A 14,706-nucleotide genomic window follows, 5' to 3' on the forward strand; every position below is an offset into this window, starting at 1 on the left:
GGGCCGCCCGAGGCATGGATAACACCACGCGTTCCGAACGCACGAAGGCCGCCGTCATCGAGGCAGCCCTCGCCATCATCGCCCGCGACGGGGCCGGCCGCCTCACCCTCGATGCCATCGCCAAGGAGAGCGGCGTCAGCAAGGGCGGGCTGCTGCACCAGTTCCCCAACAAGCGCGCGGTGCTCGCGGCCCTGCTGGAGTATCAGGCGGACTATTACACCAGGTTCGCCGAAGCCTTCGTGGCGGAGCACGGTGCAGCCTACGCCGAGCCGGCGCTCGCCGCGCAGATTGCCGTGTTCCGCGAGATCGTGAAGGGCTCGAACTCCATCGCCTTCGCCATCCTCGGCGTCGCGTCGCAGGAGCCGGCCTTCATGAGCCCGGTGCGCGAGCGCGACGAGCAGACCATTGCGCTCATCGTCAGCCAGGCGAGGGATCCGGGACGCTCGCTGGCCCGCCTGTTCTCCGCCCGCGGGCTCGCCCTCTCGGCCATGCTGGGCACCTGCCCGCTGGGGGACGTCGAGCGCGACCGGATGTTCGAATACCTGCTCGACGATCGAAACTGGCCAGCCGAGCCACCAGCCCCTGCGGACGCCGACAAGCCGCGGCGCTCCCTCCGGACCACCTCCTGACCTGCGCAGGCGGCATCCGGCATCCCCAGACACCGCGATTCCATCCCGGGACACCGCTGTGACGGACCAAGATACCGGGCCGAAAATATTTCGGATAAAAACCGTCCAGACGGTTTGTTGTCGGATCAATTTGAGCTAGACTGCAGGGGTTATTGCAGCCCGTCGCCGAAGCCGCTAACCGAAATCGGACCTCGTACCGATGCGGTGGCCTCCACCAACGGCAAAGCTGCCTCCCTCCGCCGGCGTGGCCGCAAACACCGCTGGTGGGGACAAGAGCTGCGGGCGGCATTGCCGCCCCCTTGCGCCGTCCGCAGCTCCCCCCTTCAAAGCTTCCATACAAGATCGCCACCTCGGTCAAAGCCCGCCGGACCGGTGCCGCGCGCAATGACGCGCCTTGCCTGCCCCCCCCCCCGCGCAGGCGGCTCGCCTTTTGTCGGAATGTGGAGTAGAAATAAGATATCCACATCTCACAGATGCGGAATAGGGCGGTGTCCCTGCGCCGTCCGTTGCGTCGCGTTGGGACCGAAGAGCGAAGACAAGATGAGCCTGACCCATCTCCAGCGCCTCGAGGCGGAGAGCATCCACATCATGCGCGAGGTCGTCGCCGAGGCCGAGCGCCCGGTGATGCTCTATTCGGTGGGCAAGGATTCGGCGGTGATGCTGCATCTCGCCAGGAAAGCTTTCTTTCCCTCCCCGCCGCCCTTCCCGTTGCTCCACGTGGATACCACCTGGAAGTTCCGCGCCATGTACGAGCTGCGCGACGAGGCCGCGCGCGACGCCGGCATGGACCTGCTCGTCCACCAGAATCCGGAAGCGCTGGAAAAGGGCATCAATCCGTTCGACCACGGCCCGCTCCACACCGACATGTGGAAGACGGAAGGCCTCAAGCAGGCGCTGGACAAGTGGGGCTTCGACGCGGCCTTCGGCGGCGCCCGCCGCGACGAGGAGAAGAGCCGCGCCAAGGAGCGCGTGTTCTCCTTCCGCTCGCAGAACCACCGCTGGGACCCCAAGAACCAGCGGCCGGAACTCTGGCACCTCTACAATGCCCGCAAGAACAAGGGGGAGAGCATGCGCGTCTTCCCCATCTCCAACTGGACCGAGCTGGATATCTGGCAATACATCCACCTGGAGGGCATCCGCATCGTGCCGCTCTATTTCGCCGCCCCGCGCCCCACCGTGGAGCGCGACGGACTGATCCTGATGGTGGATGACGAGCGCTTCCCCCTGCGCCCCGGCGAGGAGCCGCAGATGCGCTCCGTGCGCTTCCGCACGCTCGGCTGCTACCCGCTCACCGGCGCGGTGGAGAGCACGGCGAACACCCTGCCGCAGGTGATCCAGGAAATGCTGCTCACCACCACGTCCGAGCGCCAGGGCCGCGCCATCGACAAGGATGCCGGCGGCGCCGGCATGGAGAAGAAGAAGCAGGAGGGGTATTTCTGATGAGCGCGCCCCTCGACCCCGTCTACAAGACCGACGCCCTCATCGCCGAGGACATCGACAGGTATCTCGATGTCCACCAGCACAAGACCATGCTGCGCTTCATCACCTGCGGCAGCGTGGACGACGGCAAGTCCACCCTCATCGGGCGGCTGCTCTACGATTCCAAGATGATCTTCGAGGATCAGCTCGCCGCGCTCGAGGCCGATTCCAGGAAGGTCGGCACGCAGGGGCAGGAGCTGGATTTCGCGCTCCTCGTGGACGGCCTCGCCGCCGAGCGCGAGCAGGGCATCACCATCGATGTGGCGTATCGCTTCTTCGCCACCGAGAAGCGCAAATTCATCGTCGCCGACACCCCCGGCCACGAGCAATACACCCGCAACATGGTAACGGGCGCCTCCACCGCCGACCTCGCGGTAATCCTCGTGGACGCGCGCAAGGGCGTGCTGACCCAGACCAAGCGGCACTCCTACCTCGCCCACCTCATCGGCATCCGCAACATCGTGCTGGCCGTGAACAAGATGGACCTCGTGGGTTACAACCGCGAGGTGTTCGACAAGATCGTCGCCGACTACCGGGCCTTCGCCAGCTCCATCGGCATCACGGATTTCGTCGCCCTGCCCATCTCCGGCTTCAAGGGCGACAACATCACCGCCCTCTCCCCCAACACGCCGTGGCATGCCGGCCCGACGCTGATGGCGCATCTGGAGAGCGTGGAGATCGACGCCGCCCATGACGCGCAAAAGCCGTTCCGCATGGCGGTGCAGTGGGTGAACCGGCCGAACCTCGACTTCCGCGGCTTTGCCGGCCTCATCTCCGCCGGCACGGTGAAGCCGGGCGATGCGATCCGTGTGCTGCCCTCGGGCAAGACCAGCACGGTGGCGCGTATCGTGACGCTGGACGGCGATCTTGCCGAGGCCGTGGCCGGCCAGTCCGTCACCCTGTGCCTTGCGGACGAGATCGACTGCTCCCGCGGCGACGTGATCGCGGCGGCGGAGGCCCCCGTGCAGGCGGCCGACCAGTTCGAGGCGGTCATCGTGTGGATGGACGAGCAGCCCATGCTGCCGGGCCGCCCCTACTGGCTGAAGCTCGGCACCCAGACGGTCTCCGCCACCATCACCGAGCCGAAGTACCAGGTGAACGTCAACAACATGGACCATCTGGCGGCGAAGACGCTGGAGCTGAACGCCATCGGCTCCTGCAACATCGCCACCGACCGGCGCATCCCGTTCGAGCCCTATGCGGAGAACCGCGAGCTGGGCGGCTTCATCCTCATCGACAAGATGACCAACGCCACCGTCGGCGCCGGCATGATCCACTTCGCCCTGCGCCGGGCGGACAACGTCCACTGGCAGGCCACCGACATCTCCCGCGAGCACCATGCCGCGCTGAAGAACCAGAAGCCGGCGGTGGTCTGGCTTACGGGTCTTTCCGGCGCGGGCAAGTCCACCATCGCCAACCTGGTGGAGAAGAAGCTGGCCCGGATGAACCGGCACACCTTCCTGCTCGATGGCGACAATGTGCGCCACGGCCTCAACAAGGATCTCGGCTTCACCGCCGCCGACCGGGTGGAGAACATCCGCCGCGTGGGCGAGGTGGCGAAGCTGATGACGGATGCCGGCCTCATCGTCATCACCGCCTTCATCAGCCCGTTCCGCGCCGAGCGCGACATGGTGCGCGGCATGATGCAGCCGGGCGAGTTCTTCGAGGTGTTCATCGACACGCCGCTGGCGGAAGCCGAGCGGCGCGACGTGAAGGGCCTCTACAAGAAGGCCCGCGCGGGCCAGCTCAAGAACTTCACCGGCATCGACAGCCCCTACGAGGCCCCGGCCGCTCCCGAGCTGCGCGTGGACACCACCGCCATGGATGCCGAAGCCGCCGCCGAGGCCATCGTGCGGATGCTGATCCCGTAAGCGGGGCCGGTCAGACCGGCCCCGTCTCCTCCATCCGCACTTCCTTGAGCTTCTTGATGCCGAGCAGGCTCAGGGCGGCGTTCTCGTAGAAGGTTTCGCTCACGCCCTGCCGCACCTTGTGCAGGAAGTAGCGCTCGAAGCCGACCTTGGCGGTATGTACCCACGCGCCCTGCGACGACCAGTTGACGTTGCGCGGCGGGATCTGCGGCTGGGCGATGAAGGCGATGCCGCCGTCGCCGAAATCGGCAAGGCACACCGCGTTCCACGTGGCCACCGCCCGCGGCTTTTCTCCCGCGAGCAGGGCGGCGATGTTGGCGGCGGTGGCCGTGACCATGGATTCGATCATGAAGCCGGTCTTGGGCACGCCCACCGGCAGCGGCGTCTTGCCCATGGGCGGGATGGCGACGCACACGCCGATGGCGAAGATGTTGGGATAGGCCGGGCTCTGCTGGTGCCGGTCCACGATGACGAAGCCGCGGGGATTGGAAAGCCCCTCATGGCCGCACACCGCCGGCACGCCGCGGAAGGCGGGCAGGATCATGGAAAAGGCAAAGGGCAGATCGTGGGTGGCCTTCACGCTCGCATCCTCGTTCACCTCCTCCACGCTCATGCGGCCGGCCTCCACGCGGGCGACGCGGGCGTTGGTGATCCACTTGATGTGCTTCTCGCGCAGCGCGCCCTCCAGCAGGCCCTTGGTGTCGCCCACGCCGTCCAGGCCGAGATGGCCGATATAGGGCTCGGGCGTCACGAAGGTCATGGGCACGCGGTCGCGGACCTTGGCCTTGCGCAAGGCGGCGTCGAGGATGAAGGCGAATTCATAGGCCGGCCCGAAGCACGAGGCGCCCGCCGCCGCCCCGACCACGATCGGCCCCGGTGAATGCACCAGCGCATCGAACGCCGTGCGCGCCTCGGCGGCATGGTCGGTGAGACAGACCGACTGCGTATGGCCGGCGGGGCCGAGGCCCTCCACCTCGTCGAATGCGAGATCGGGGCCGGTGGCGATGACGAGATAATCGTAATCGAGCGTCGCGCCGTCGTTCAGCTCGATGGAATTGGTCTTCGGATCGAGCCGCTTCGCCCCCATGGGCATGAGACGGATGCCGCGTGACTGGAAGACCTTGGTGAGGTCCACCGTGATCTCCTCGGGCTTGCGCCAGCCGACGGCGACCCATGGATTGGACGGCACGAAGCTGTAGGTGGAGCCCTTGTTGACCACCACCACCTCGTGCTTCGCCCCCACCTTCTCCTTCATCTCGTAGGCCATGATGACGCCGCCGAGCCCGGCGCCGAGGATGACGATCCGCGACATGGTTTCCTCCAATTGGTGCGCCCGCCGGTCCTGCCGGCGGATGCCGGGCACGCTCGGGACCTGTTGACCCCACGTCGTGCCTCTTGACATTCAAGAATTAGAATTTCATTTTTTTGAATGTCAAGGGATTTGGACGTCGTCACGACGCACCGTCAAGGAGGAACCCCATGAGCGAAATCGCACAGGCCCGGGGCGGGTCCGGTTCAGGCTTCGCCTGTTCCCTGAAGGCCAAGGCATGGTCGCCTTACGTGGCCGGCATCCTCATCGGCCTTCTGCAGGTGCCGGCCTTCCTGCTCATCGAGACGGCGCTCGGCGCCTCCTCATCCTATGTCACCGTCGGCGGGATCGCGGCGTCGTGGATCGACCCGGCCGTGACCAACATCGACTATGTGGCCAAGCACATCGCCGCCACCGGCAAGAACTGGTGGCAGGTGGCGCTGGTCGTCGGCGTCGCCATCGGCGCGTTTCTCTCCATGCGCATCTCCGGTGCCCGCCGCCAGCCGATCTCGCCCATCTGGTCGCGGGCGCTCGGCACGTCGAGCCCCGGCGTCCGCTATGCGGTGGCATTCGGCGCCGGCTTCGTGATGCTGTTCGGCGCCCGCGTCGCCGATGGCTGCACCTCCGGCCATGGCCTGTCCGGCATGGCGCAGCTTGCCGTGTCCTCCACCGTCGCCGTCGCCGCCATGTTCGCCGGCGGCATCGCCACCGCGCTGCTCCTGCTGCGCCGCATCTGACGCGAACGGACCACAGGAAAGGCCAAAGCCATGTCTCTCGTCCAATCCATCGTCATCGGCCTGCTCATGGGCACGGTGTTCGGCGTCGCTCTCGAAAAATCCCGCGTGTTCGAGCCGGGCATGATCGTGGGGCAGATGCAGCTTCGCAATTTCATCATGCTCAAGGTGTTCCTCACCGCCGTCGCCACCGGCGCGCTGGTGATCGCGGCGCTGCACGGCTTCGGCCTCGTGAAGCTCGCCCCGAAGGCCACCTTCTATGCCGCCGATGTGGTGGGCGGCCTGATGCTCGGCGCAGGCATTGCCCTCGCCGGCGCCTGCCCCGGAACCGTGCTCGCGCAGGTGGGCGTGGGCTATCGCGATGCCCTCTTCACCCTCCTCGGCGGCATCGCCGGCGCCACCGCCTTCGGCTATGCCGAGCCGGTGCTGAAGCCGGTGCTCGCCGCTTCCGGGCCGGGCAAGATCACCTTCATGGACCTCACGGGCCTCTCCTATCCGGTGATGGCCGTCGGCCTCGCGGCGGTGCTGGTGCTGATCCTCGTGGGGCTGGAGGTGTGGCGGCCGTGGCGCGCCGATCTCGGCGCCGACGTGGACGGCGACTTCGGCCCCGCCGCGCCGGCCAAGGCCGCGCGCCCGCACCTCGAACCGGCGGAGTGATCGCCATGTCCACGCCGCGCATCGTCATCCTGGGCTCCGGCTTCGCGGCGCTGACCGCCGTGCGCGAGCTGCGACGCCGACGCGTCGGCGCGGACATCACGGTGGTGTCGCCCGCCCCCGTGCTCACCTACCTGCCGAGCCTCATCTGGGTGCCGGCGGGGCTGCGGCGGGCGGAGGACCTGACGATCCCCCTCGCAGGCTTCTTCGCCCGCCACGGTGTCCGCCACATCCCCGCCACCGTGGAGCAGGTGACGGACGGCGGGCGACGGGTTCACACCAGCGGCGGCGTCATCGAGACCGACGTACTGCTGATCGCCACCGGCGGCCGCTACATCCGCAAGCTGCCGGGCATCGAGAACGCCTTCATCCCCTGCGAGGGTATCGCCGTGGCGGACGCCCTGCGCCTGCGCCTCGCCGCCCTCGAACGGGGCACCATTGCCGTGGGGTTTGGCGCCAATCCGCAGGAGCCCTCGGCGGTGCGCGGCGGGCCCATGTTCGAATTCCTGTTCGGCCTCGACACCCTGCTGCGCCGGCAAGGGCGGCGGGAGGCGGTGGATCTGGTCTTCTTCAACGCCTCCACCCAGCCCGGCCAGCGCCTCGGCGCCAAGGCCGTCGGCGGACTCCTGAAGGAGATGGAGCGGCGCGGCATCAAGACCCACCTCGGCCACAAGCCGCTCAGTTTCGCGCCCGACAGGGTGGTGACAGAAGGCGGCGAGATTCCCGCCGACCTGATCCTCTTCACGCCCGGCCTCACCGGGCCGGCCTGGCTGGCCGAAAGCTGCCTGCCGCTCTCGCCCGGTGGCTTCATCGCGGCCGATGCCACCTGCGCGGTGCAGGGCCTCGATGATGTCTACGTGGCGGGCGACGCCGGCTCTTTCCCCGGCCCGGACTGGATGCCCAAGCAGGCCCACCAGGCCGACCTCCAGGCCCGCGCCGCCGCCCGCAACATCGTCGCCGCCCTCGCCGGCCGGCCGGAGCGGGAGACCTTCCGGCCGGAACTCGTCTGCATCGTCGATACGCTGGATGCGGGGATGCTGGTGTTCCGCGACACGCGGCGCAACTTCGCCTTGCCCCGGCTCGGCCCGCTGCACCATGTGAAGCGGATGTTCGAGGCCCATTACCTGCGCGCCTATCGCGCCGCCTGAGGCGGGTGCCGCCCCTTTCGCACCGCACAAAGATGCATTAAGCCCCCGGGACGAACGATCCCCATAGCCCCGGGTGCCCTTTTCCCATGATCCGCCTCGACAACATCAGCAAGCAGAACGGCCGGCAGCTCGTCTTCATCGAGGCGTCGGCGGCGCTGCTGAAGGGCGAGAAGGTGGGCCTCGTCGGCCCCAACGGTGCCGGCAAGACCACCTTGTTCCGCATGATGACCGGGCAGGAGACGCCGGACGAGGGCCAGGTCTCGGCCGATCGCGGCATCACCATCGGCTATTTCAGCCAGGACGTGGGCGAGATGTCCGGCCGCTCGGCCCTCGCCGAGGTGATGGACGGCGCCGGCCCGGTCAGCACCGTCGCGGCCGAGCTGAAGGAGATCGAGGCGGCGCTGGGCGATCCCGACCGCATGGACGAGATGGATGCCCTCGTCGAGCGTTACGGCGAGGTGCAGGGCCGCTTCGAGGAGCTGGGCGGCTATGCGCTGGAGGGCCGCGCGGCGGAGGTTCTCGCCGGCCTCGGCTTCTCCCAGGAGATGATGGACGGCGACGTGGGCAAGCTCTCCGGCGGCTGGAAGATGCGCGTGGCGCTCGCCCGCATCCTCCTCATGCGGCCGGACGTGATGCTGCTCGACGAGCCCTCCAACCATCTCGACATCGAGAGCCTGATCTGGCTGGAAAGCTTCCTCAAGGGCTTCGACGGCGCGCTGATGATGACGTCGCACGACCGCGCCTTCATGAACCGCATCGTCAACAAGATCGTCGAGATCGACACCGGCAGCCTCAATTCCTATTCCGGCGACTATGAGTTCTACGCCGGACAGCGGGCGATGAACGAGAAGCAGCAGCAGGCGCAGTACGAGCGCCAGCAGGCCATGCTGGCCAAGGAGATCGCCTTCATCGAGCGCTTCAAGGCCCGCGCCTCCCACGCCGCGCAGGTGCAGAGCCGGGTGAAGAAGCTGGAGAAGATCGACCGGGTGGAGCCGCCCCGCCGCCGCGAGGCGGTGGCCTTCGAGTTCGCCCCCGCGCCCCGCTCCGGCGAGGACGTGGCGAGCCTCAAGGGCGTCCATAAAAGCTACGGCAGCAAGGTTATCTACGAGGGGCTGGACTTCCACATCCGCCGCCGCGAGCGCTGGTGCGTGATGGGCGTCAACGGCGCCGGAAAGTCCACTTTGCTCAAGCTCATCGCCGGCTCCACCACGCCGGACGACGGCACGGTCAATGTCGGCGCCAGCGTGAAGATGGGCTATTTCGCCCAGCACGCCATGGACCTGCTGGAAGGCGAGCGCACCGTGTTCGAGACGCTGGAGGACGCCTTCCCGCAGGCCGGACAGGGCGCCCTGCGCACCCTCGCCGGCTGCTTCGGCTTCTCCGGCGACGACGCGGAAAAGCGCTGCCGCGTGCTCTCCGGCGGCGAGAAGGCGCGCCTCGTGATGGCCAAGATGCTGTTCGACCCGCCCAATTTCCTGGTGCTGGACGAGCCCACCAACCATCTCGACATGGCCACCAAGGAAATGCTGGTGGCGGCGCTGGCCGATTACGAGGGGACGATGCTGTTCGTCTCCCATGACCGGCACTTCCTCGCCGCCCTCTCCAACCGGGTGCTGGAGCTGACGCAGGACGGCATCCACCAGTACAATGGCGGCTACACGGAATATGTCGCCCGCACCGGTCAGGAAGCCCCGGGCCTGCGGAACTGAGGAACTGCGGGCAGCGGGGCGCTCACAGCGCCCGCTCGCCCGCCTCCATCACCTCGATCAGCGCCGGCACCACGGTGGCGCGCATCCTGCGGCCGTAGAACAGGCCGAAATGGCCGGCGCCCGCGACGCTGACGTGGCGGCGCAGGGCATCCGGCACGGCGCGGCACAGATCGTGCGCCGCCTCGGTCTGGCCGGGGGCGGAGATGTCGTCGTCCGTGCCCTCGACGGTCAGCAGCGCCCCGCGCAGTGCCTCGGCCCGCACCCTGTATCCGGCGATCTCCAGCGTGCCATGGGCGAGCGCATTGTCGCGGAAGATGGTGGAGACGTTCTCCATGAAGAATTCGGCCGGCACGTCCATCATGGTCCAGCACAGCCGGGAGAGCGGAAAGCACAGCGGATCGTCGCCATCGTCGAACAGCAGGCGCATGGGCAGCTCCCCGCCGGTGATGGACTGCCGCCAGAGGTAGAGGGCGAAGGTGTCGATCTGCCGCCACGCCGGGAATACGCGGCGCCCGGCGCCGGGCAGGCCCTGCGGCACCTCCTCCATCACCTGCGCCTCCAGCGCCTCCAGCGAGCGCTCCTGCAGCATCTTCCACAGGCGGGTGGGATTGCGCGCGGGGTCCATGGGCCCGCCCATCAGGCCGAGGCTCGCCACCGGCAGGCCTTCCTCCGCCAGCAGGCAGGCGGCGGCGAAGGCGGGCAGCGCGCCCTGGCAGACGCCGACGATATGCACCGGCCCCGTCACCGCCAGCGCGCGGGCCATCTGCGCCGTCTCCAGGCAGTTCTCGGCGAAGCCGAAGCGGCCGGCGCCGAGCGGGAGATAGCGCGCATTGGGCCATTCGGTGATGCCGACCCGTCCGGCCGCGGGCAACAGCGCGGCAACGAGGTCGCGCATCAGGAACGGGAAGCCGCCGGCGATGGGCGCCACCACCAGAACATTCCGGGCGGGGGCCACGCCATCGCGGGCATGCTGCCGCGAGAACAGCCGCAGCCGGCCGAACGGGAGGCTGGCCGGCACCGTATCGCACACCGTGCCGCTCGCCAGCCCGAATGCGCGATAGGCCTCCTCGGTCGCGCAGGGGAACGGGTCGGCCGCTGCGGGACGGAAGGGACGCAGATCGTCAAGCCACATGAGGCGCGGTCCGTCCTTTGCGGTCCGGGTGGGGGCGACGGCCTATCATAGCCGAACGCCCCCGGCGCACCATGGCCGGTGGAGGAGATTCTAAGCCGGCTTCAGAGCGACGCGGCCGCGCGGGCGGCCTGATCGTAGTGGCCGGAGAGGGTGCGCATCAGCGAGGCGATCTCGGAAAGCCGGGCCGGATCGATGCCGGTCGCGGCCACCGCATCGGCGAGCAGCGCCTCACGCACCTCGCGATAGCGCGCGCAGACGGCGCGGCCGGTGTCGCTCGCGGCCAGCGTCTTCTCCTTGCCGCGGCGGCCACCTTCCACGAGGCCGAGGCCCTGCAGCTTCTTCGCTGCATAGGTGACGAGGTGGGTATCCTCCACGTCGAGCACGAGGCAGAGGTCGGCGATGGTCTTCGGCCGGTCGCGATGGACCACGTGGTGCAGGATCAGAACGTCCAGCGCGGACAGGTCCGGGACGCCGGCCGCCGCCATGCAGCGCACCATCCAGCGGCCGTAGGCGTGGGTGAGCATGTTGAGCCCGAACTCGAACTCCGACAGCGCCGGCAGCGCCCCGTCCGCGAGATGGGCGGAGGAGACGATGGAGGGGCCGGCCTTGCGACGGGCTGCGCCCTCGGCGGCCTTGCTCTCGCCAGCCTTTTTGGGGGTGTCCTTGGTCACGGGATCGATCCTGACGAGACGGTCCTGGTTGGAGGACCGGGGGCGGTACGGCCCGCCCCCGGCCCGCACCTTCACTTCTTGTAGGTGGCGATGATCTCCTGGCCCGCCGGGCCGGCCTTGGCGAGCCACGCCTCGGTGAGGGTTCCGCCGATCTTCTCGAAGCCGGCCTTCAGCTCGGGCGAGGGCGGGGCGACCTTCATGCCCTTGGCGGCGAGGATGTCCATATAGGCCTTGGTCTTCTCCTCGGAGAGCTTCCAGCCGCGGGCCTCGGCGGCGGCGGCAGCCTTCAGAACCGCCTCCTGGGTCGGCTTGTCGAGGGCGTCGAAGGCGGCCTGGTTCACGAAGACGACGTTCTTCGGCAGCCAGGCCTGGATGTCGTAGAAATAGGGGATGCTCTCCCAGATCTTCACGTCGTTGCCGGTGGCGGACGAGGTGATGAGGGCGTTGACGACGCCAGTGGCGAGCGCCTGCGCCAGTTCCGCCTGCTGCACGGTGACGGACTGGGCGCCCACCGCCTCGCCGATGCGCGAGGTGCCGGCGTTGTAGGCCCGCCACTTGGCGCCCTTCAGGTCATCCACCTTGGCGACGGCGTTCTTGGAGAACAGGCCCTGGGGCGGCCACGGCACCGCGTAGAGCACCTTGATGCCCTGCGCCGCGAGCTTCTTCTCCACCGCGGGGCGGGAGGCATCCCACAGCTTCTTCGACGCGTCGTAGGAGGTGGCGAGGAAGGGCACCACGTCGATGCCGAAGATCGGGTCCTCATTCTCGTGGATGGAGAGGAGCACCTCGCCCGCCTGCACCTGCCCGGTGGCGACGGCGCGCTTGATCTCGGGCGCCTTGAACAGCACCGCGTTGGGCTGGAGCGTCACGGCGAGCTTGCCACCGCTGGCCGCCTCCACGTCCTTGGCGAACTGGGCGATGTTCTCGGTGTGGAAATTGTCGGCCGGATAGGCCGAGGCGAGGTTCCACTTGGTCTGCGCGGCGGCGGGCGCGGTGCTCGCCAGAGCGGCGAGGCCGGCGGCGAGGAGCGCGGGAGCAAGGGTGCGGAAAGGCGCCATATCTGGTCTCTCTCTGGTTCCTGGGAAGGTCTCGAACGTGTTGCCCTCATCGCAGCGGCGCGGGTCTGCGACCTTCGCCGCTGCGTTACGCTCATGTGCCGCGCGGGCTTTGCCGAAGGCCCGCGCGGAAACGCCCGAACTGCGGCATCAGCCGCCCGGGAACACCCAGCGCGGCAGCACCAGGGCGATCTCCGGAAACGTGGTGATGATGATGACCGCGATGTTGAGGAGAATGAAGAAGGGAAATGCCGCTTTCGCCACCGAGAAGGTATCGCGCCCGCTCATGTTCTGCAGCACGAACAGGTTGAAGCCCACCGGCGGGGTGATCTGCGCCATCTCCACGTGGATGACGAGGTAGACGCCGAACCACACGAGGTCGAAACCCGCCTGCTTCACCATGGGCAGCACGATGACCGCGGTGAGCACGATCATGGAGATGCCGTCCACGAGGCAGCCGAGGATGATGTACATCACGGTCAGCGCGAGGGCGAGCTTGCCGGGGGTGAGGTTCAGCCCCTGCACCCACTCCGCCAGGGCGACGGGAATGCCCGTATAGGCCATGGCCGCGGTGGTGAAGGCGGCGCCCGCGATGATGAGCATGATCATGCAGCTGAGCCGCGTGGCACTCATCACGCTTTCGACCAGCGTCTTCCAGGTGAGCGTGCCGCTCCACCACGCCAGCGCCAGCGCCCCGGTGACGCCCCATGCGGCGCACTCGGTGGCGGTGGCGATGCCCAGCACCAGCGACAGGAACACCGCCGCGATGAGCAGCAGGCAGGGCACGAGCCGCGCCGACTGCCGGAGCTTCTCGGCGAACGGCATGTGCGGGTCGCGCGGCGGCGTGCGGCTGGGATTGAGCAGCGACCACAGCATGATGTAGCCCGAATAGAGCCCCATCACGAGCAGGCCCGGCAGGAAGCCCGCCAGGAACACCTGCAGCACGGAGACGTTGGCCGTCACCGCATAGACCACCATGGGAATGGACGGCGGGATGAGCAGGCCGAGCGTGCCGGAGCCGGCCAGCGAGCCCAGGCTCATGCCCTTGTCGTATCCGCGCTTGTCCAGCTCCGGCAAGGCGATCTTGCCGATGGTGGCGCAGGTGGCGGCCGAGGAGCCCGACACCGCCGCGAAGATGCCGCAGCCGATCACGTTCACATGCAGCAGCCGGCCCGGCAGCCACTGCAGCCACGGGGCAAGACCCCGGAACATCTCTTCCGACAATCGGGTGCGGAACAGGATCTCGCCCATCCAGATGAAGAGGGGCAAGGCGGCGAGGGTCCACGAGGCGCTGGCGCTCCACACCGTGGTGGCGAGCACCTGGCCGATGGGCACCGGCGTGGTGAGCACCATGGCCAGCAGGCCGACGAGTCCCAGCCCGAGGGCAATCCACACGCCGGAGGCGAGAATGGCGATGAGGAAGACGAGGAGGACCAGCGAAAGCTGGATGAGATCGAGGTGCGGCATGGCTCAGACGCCGCCTCCCGATGCGATGCGCTCCACCAGTTCCTCGGGCGAGGAGACGGGTTCCTTCTCGTAGCGGGGGCGATTGCCGCGGGCGACGTTCACGAACTCGTCCACCATGGCGATCAGCAGAATGGCGAGGCCGGCGGCGTACCCCGTCTGGGGGATCCACAGCGGCACCGCGACGACGCCCTGGGACATGTCGTCGAAGCGCCAGGAATCATAGGTGAGGCGCCCGGCGTTCCAGGTGAAATAGGCGAGGAAGGCGATGGCGACGACGAGCGCGAACAATTCCAGCGCCTGCCGCCGCCGCCCGGTGAGCTGCTCCAGCAGCAGGCCGACACGGATCATCTCGCCATAGCGGAACGTGTGGGCGAGACCGAGGAAGGCCATGGCGGCCATGGACCAGGCGGCGAAGTCATCGCCGGAGGGAATGTTGATGCCGAACTGCCGGCCCACCGACAGGCCCATCATCAACAGGAAGATGATGATGAGAAACCCAGCGGCCACCACGCCGGACGCGAAATAAAGGCCATCGAGCAGCTTGCGGATCATCGCGGCGCCCCCGGGGTGCGCGCCGGGGTGTAAGCCGGGACCTGGGCGCAGATCCGCGCGGCCCCCGTTCGGTGACGGAATTCTTCGCTGGTCATCGGAACCCCTCTGGAGACCGGCGCCATTGTTCTGCCCGGCACGAAGACCCGGCATTCAGGCGCTCTTGAAGGGATGTTCTCCCGCCTTCGATATTTCGTCAACAAATTGTTGACGTTTTATCGGCCTCGTGACTTCCTTATTCCTGAGCGGGGCATCGTGCCTCGCGGGCGCGCCCTCGCTGCGTCCGAAACAGGGGAGCAGGA

Annotated in this window: 13 protein-coding genes; 7 read left to right on the forward strand and 6 right to left on the reverse strand. The window is 68.0% G+C overall.

The window, feature by feature from the left end:
- Nucleotides 1-14: 14 nt before the first annotated feature.
- The 3 genes from XAN126_RS0123275 to cysN all read left to right on the forward strand — a co-directional run bounded on the left by XAN126_RS0123275 (nt 15) and on the right by cysN (nt 3,979).
- The gene (locus tag XAN126_RS0123275) at nt 15-629 is read left to right on the forward strand and encodes a TetR/AcrR family transcriptional regulator (RefSeq protein WP_024280954.1); all 615 of its coding nucleotides are present in this window, start codon (nt 15-17) and stop codon (nt 627-629) included.
- 540 nt (nt 630-1,169) lie between these two features.
- Nucleotides 1,170-2,069: a sulfate adenylyltransferase subunit CysD gene (gene cysD / locus XAN126_RS0123280; RefSeq protein WP_024280955.1), complete on the forward strand. Its 900-nt coding sequence runs from the start codon at nt 1,170-1,172 to the stop codon at nt 2,067-2,069.
- On the forward strand, nt 2,069-3,979 hold the full coding sequence (gene cysN, locus XAN126_RS0123285; protein ID WP_024280956.1) for a sulfate adenylyltransferase subunit CysN: 1,911 nt from the start codon (nt 2,069-2,071) through the stop codon (nt 3,977-3,979). Before cysD ends, cysN begins: the two co-directional genes overlap by 1 nt.
- Nucleotides 3,980-3,989: 10 nt before the next feature.
- On the opposite strand, the gene XAN126_RS0123290 is transcribed toward cysN, so the two are convergent.
- On the reverse strand, nt 3,990-5,288 hold the full coding sequence (locus XAN126_RS0123290) for an FAD/NAD(P)-binding oxidoreductase (RefSeq protein WP_024280957.1): 1,299 nt from the start codon (nt 5,286-5,288) through the stop codon (nt 3,990-3,992).
- 167 nt (nt 5,289-5,455) lie between these two features.
- On the opposite strand from XAN126_RS0123290, the gene XAN126_RS0123295 reads away from it, so the two are divergent.
- From XAN126_RS0123295 to XAN126_RS0123310, 4 genes are all read left to right on the forward strand, one after another.
- A complete protein-coding gene (locus tag XAN126_RS0123295) occupies nt 5,456-6,022 on the forward strand; it encodes a YeeE/YedE thiosulfate transporter family protein (protein WP_024280958.1) in 567 nt (188 codons plus the stop codon).
- Nucleotides 6,023-6,052: 30 nt separating this feature from the next.
- Nucleotides 6,053-6,676 (forward strand): YeeE/YedE thiosulfate transporter family protein, encoded by a 624-nt coding sequence (locus XAN126_RS0123300; protein WP_024280959.1) that lies wholly within the window; start codon nt 6,053-6,055, stop codon nt 6,674-6,676.
- A 5-nt stretch (nt 6,677-6,681) separates the two neighbouring features.
- Nucleotides 6,682-7,821, forward strand: coding sequence for an FAD-dependent oxidoreductase (locus XAN126_RS0123305; protein ID WP_024280960.1), 1,140 nt, complete (start codon nt 6,682-6,684; stop codon nt 7,819-7,821).
- A gap of 86 nt (nt 7,822-7,907) precedes the next feature.
- The gene (locus XAN126_RS0123310; RefSeq protein WP_024280961.1) at nt 7,908-9,530 is read left to right on the forward strand and encodes an ABC-F family ATP-binding cassette domain-containing protein; all 1,623 of its coding nucleotides are present in this window, start codon (nt 7,908-7,910) and stop codon (nt 9,528-9,530) included.
- 22 nt (nt 9,531-9,552) lie between these two features.
- On the opposite strand, the gene XAN126_RS26645 is transcribed toward XAN126_RS0123310, so the two are convergent.
- The 5 genes from XAN126_RS26645 to XAN126_RS0123335 all read right to left on the reverse strand — a co-directional run bounded on the left by XAN126_RS26645 (nt 9,553) and on the right by XAN126_RS0123335 (nt 14,407).
- Nucleotides 9,553-10,662, reverse strand: coding sequence for a hypothetical protein (locus XAN126_RS26645; protein ID WP_024280962.1), 1,110 nt, complete (start codon nt 10,660-10,662; stop codon nt 9,553-9,555).
- Nucleotides 10,663-10,763: 101 nt separating this feature from the next.
- Entirely contained in the window at nt 10,764-11,255 is a 492-nt protein-coding gene (locus tag XAN126_RS0123320; protein WP_155982470.1) for a winged helix DNA-binding protein, read from the reverse strand.
- A 149-nt stretch (nt 11,256-11,404) separates the two neighbouring features.
- Nucleotides 11,405-12,391, reverse strand: coding sequence for a TRAP transporter substrate-binding protein (locus XAN126_RS0123325; RefSeq protein WP_024280964.1), 987 nt, complete (start codon nt 12,389-12,391; stop codon nt 11,405-11,407).
- Nucleotides 12,392-12,538: 147 nt separating this feature from the next.
- Nucleotides 12,539-13,855, reverse strand: a complete 1,317-nt coding sequence (locus XAN126_RS0123330) for a TRAP transporter large permease subunit (protein ID WP_024280965.1) — start codon at nt 13,853-13,855, stop codon at nt 12,539-12,541.
- A 3-nt stretch (nt 13,856-13,858) separates the two neighbouring features.
- Nucleotides 13,859-14,407, reverse strand: coding sequence for a TRAP transporter small permease (locus tag XAN126_RS0123335; protein WP_024280966.1), 549 nt, complete (start codon nt 14,405-14,407; stop codon nt 13,859-13,861).
- Between the last annotated feature and the right edge of the window lie 299 nt (nt 14,408-14,706).

This window comes from Xanthobacter sp. 126, assembly GCF_000526175.1.
Classification (GTDB): Bacteria; Pseudomonadota; Alphaproteobacteria; order Rhizobiales; family Xanthobacteraceae; genus Xanthobacter; species Xanthobacter aminoxidans.

Coding starts and splice junctions, on each gene's coding strand:
- XAN126_RS0123325 (WP_024280964.1), bottom strand. CDS start 12,391: ATGGCGCCTTTCCGCACCCTTGCTCCCGCGCTCCTCGCCGCCGGCCTC.
- XAN126_RS0123275 (WP_024280954.1), top strand. CDS start 15: ATGGATAACACCACGCGTTCCGAACGCACGAAGGCCGCCGTCATCGAG.
- XAN126_RS26645 (WP_024280962.1), bottom strand. CDS start 10,662: ATGTGGCTTGACGATCTGCGTCCCTTCCGTCCCGCAGCGGCCGACCCG.
- XAN126_RS0123330 (WP_024280965.1), bottom strand. CDS start 13,855: ATGCCGCACCTCGATCTCATCCAGCTTTCGCTGGTCCTCCTCGTCTTC.
- cysD (WP_024280955.1), top strand. CDS start 1,170: ATGAGCCTGACCCATCTCCAGCGCCTCGAGGCGGAGAGCATCCACATC.
- cysN (WP_024280956.1), top strand. CDS start 2,069: ATGAGCGCGCCCCTCGACCCCGTCTACAAGACCGACGCCCTCATCGCC.
- XAN126_RS0123335 (WP_024280966.1), bottom strand. CDS start 14,407: ATGATCCGCAAGCTGCTCGATGGCCTTTATTTCGCGTCCGGCGTGGTG.
- XAN126_RS0123305 (WP_024280960.1), top strand. CDS start 6,682: ATGTCCACGCCGCGCATCGTCATCCTGGGCTCCGGCTTCGCGGCGCTG.
- XAN126_RS0123310 (WP_024280961.1), top strand. CDS start 7,908: ATGATCCGCCTCGACAACATCAGCAAGCAGAACGGCCGGCAGCTCGTC.
- XAN126_RS0123300 (WP_024280959.1), top strand. CDS start 6,053: ATGTCTCTCGTCCAATCCATCGTCATCGGCCTGCTCATGGGCACGGTG.
- XAN126_RS0123295 (WP_024280958.1), top strand. CDS start 5,456: ATGAGCGAAATCGCACAGGCCCGGGGCGGGTCCGGTTCAGGCTTCGCC.
- XAN126_RS0123290 (WP_024280957.1), bottom strand. CDS start 5,288: ATGTCGCGGATCGTCATCCTCGGCGCCGGGCTCGGCGGCGTCATCATG.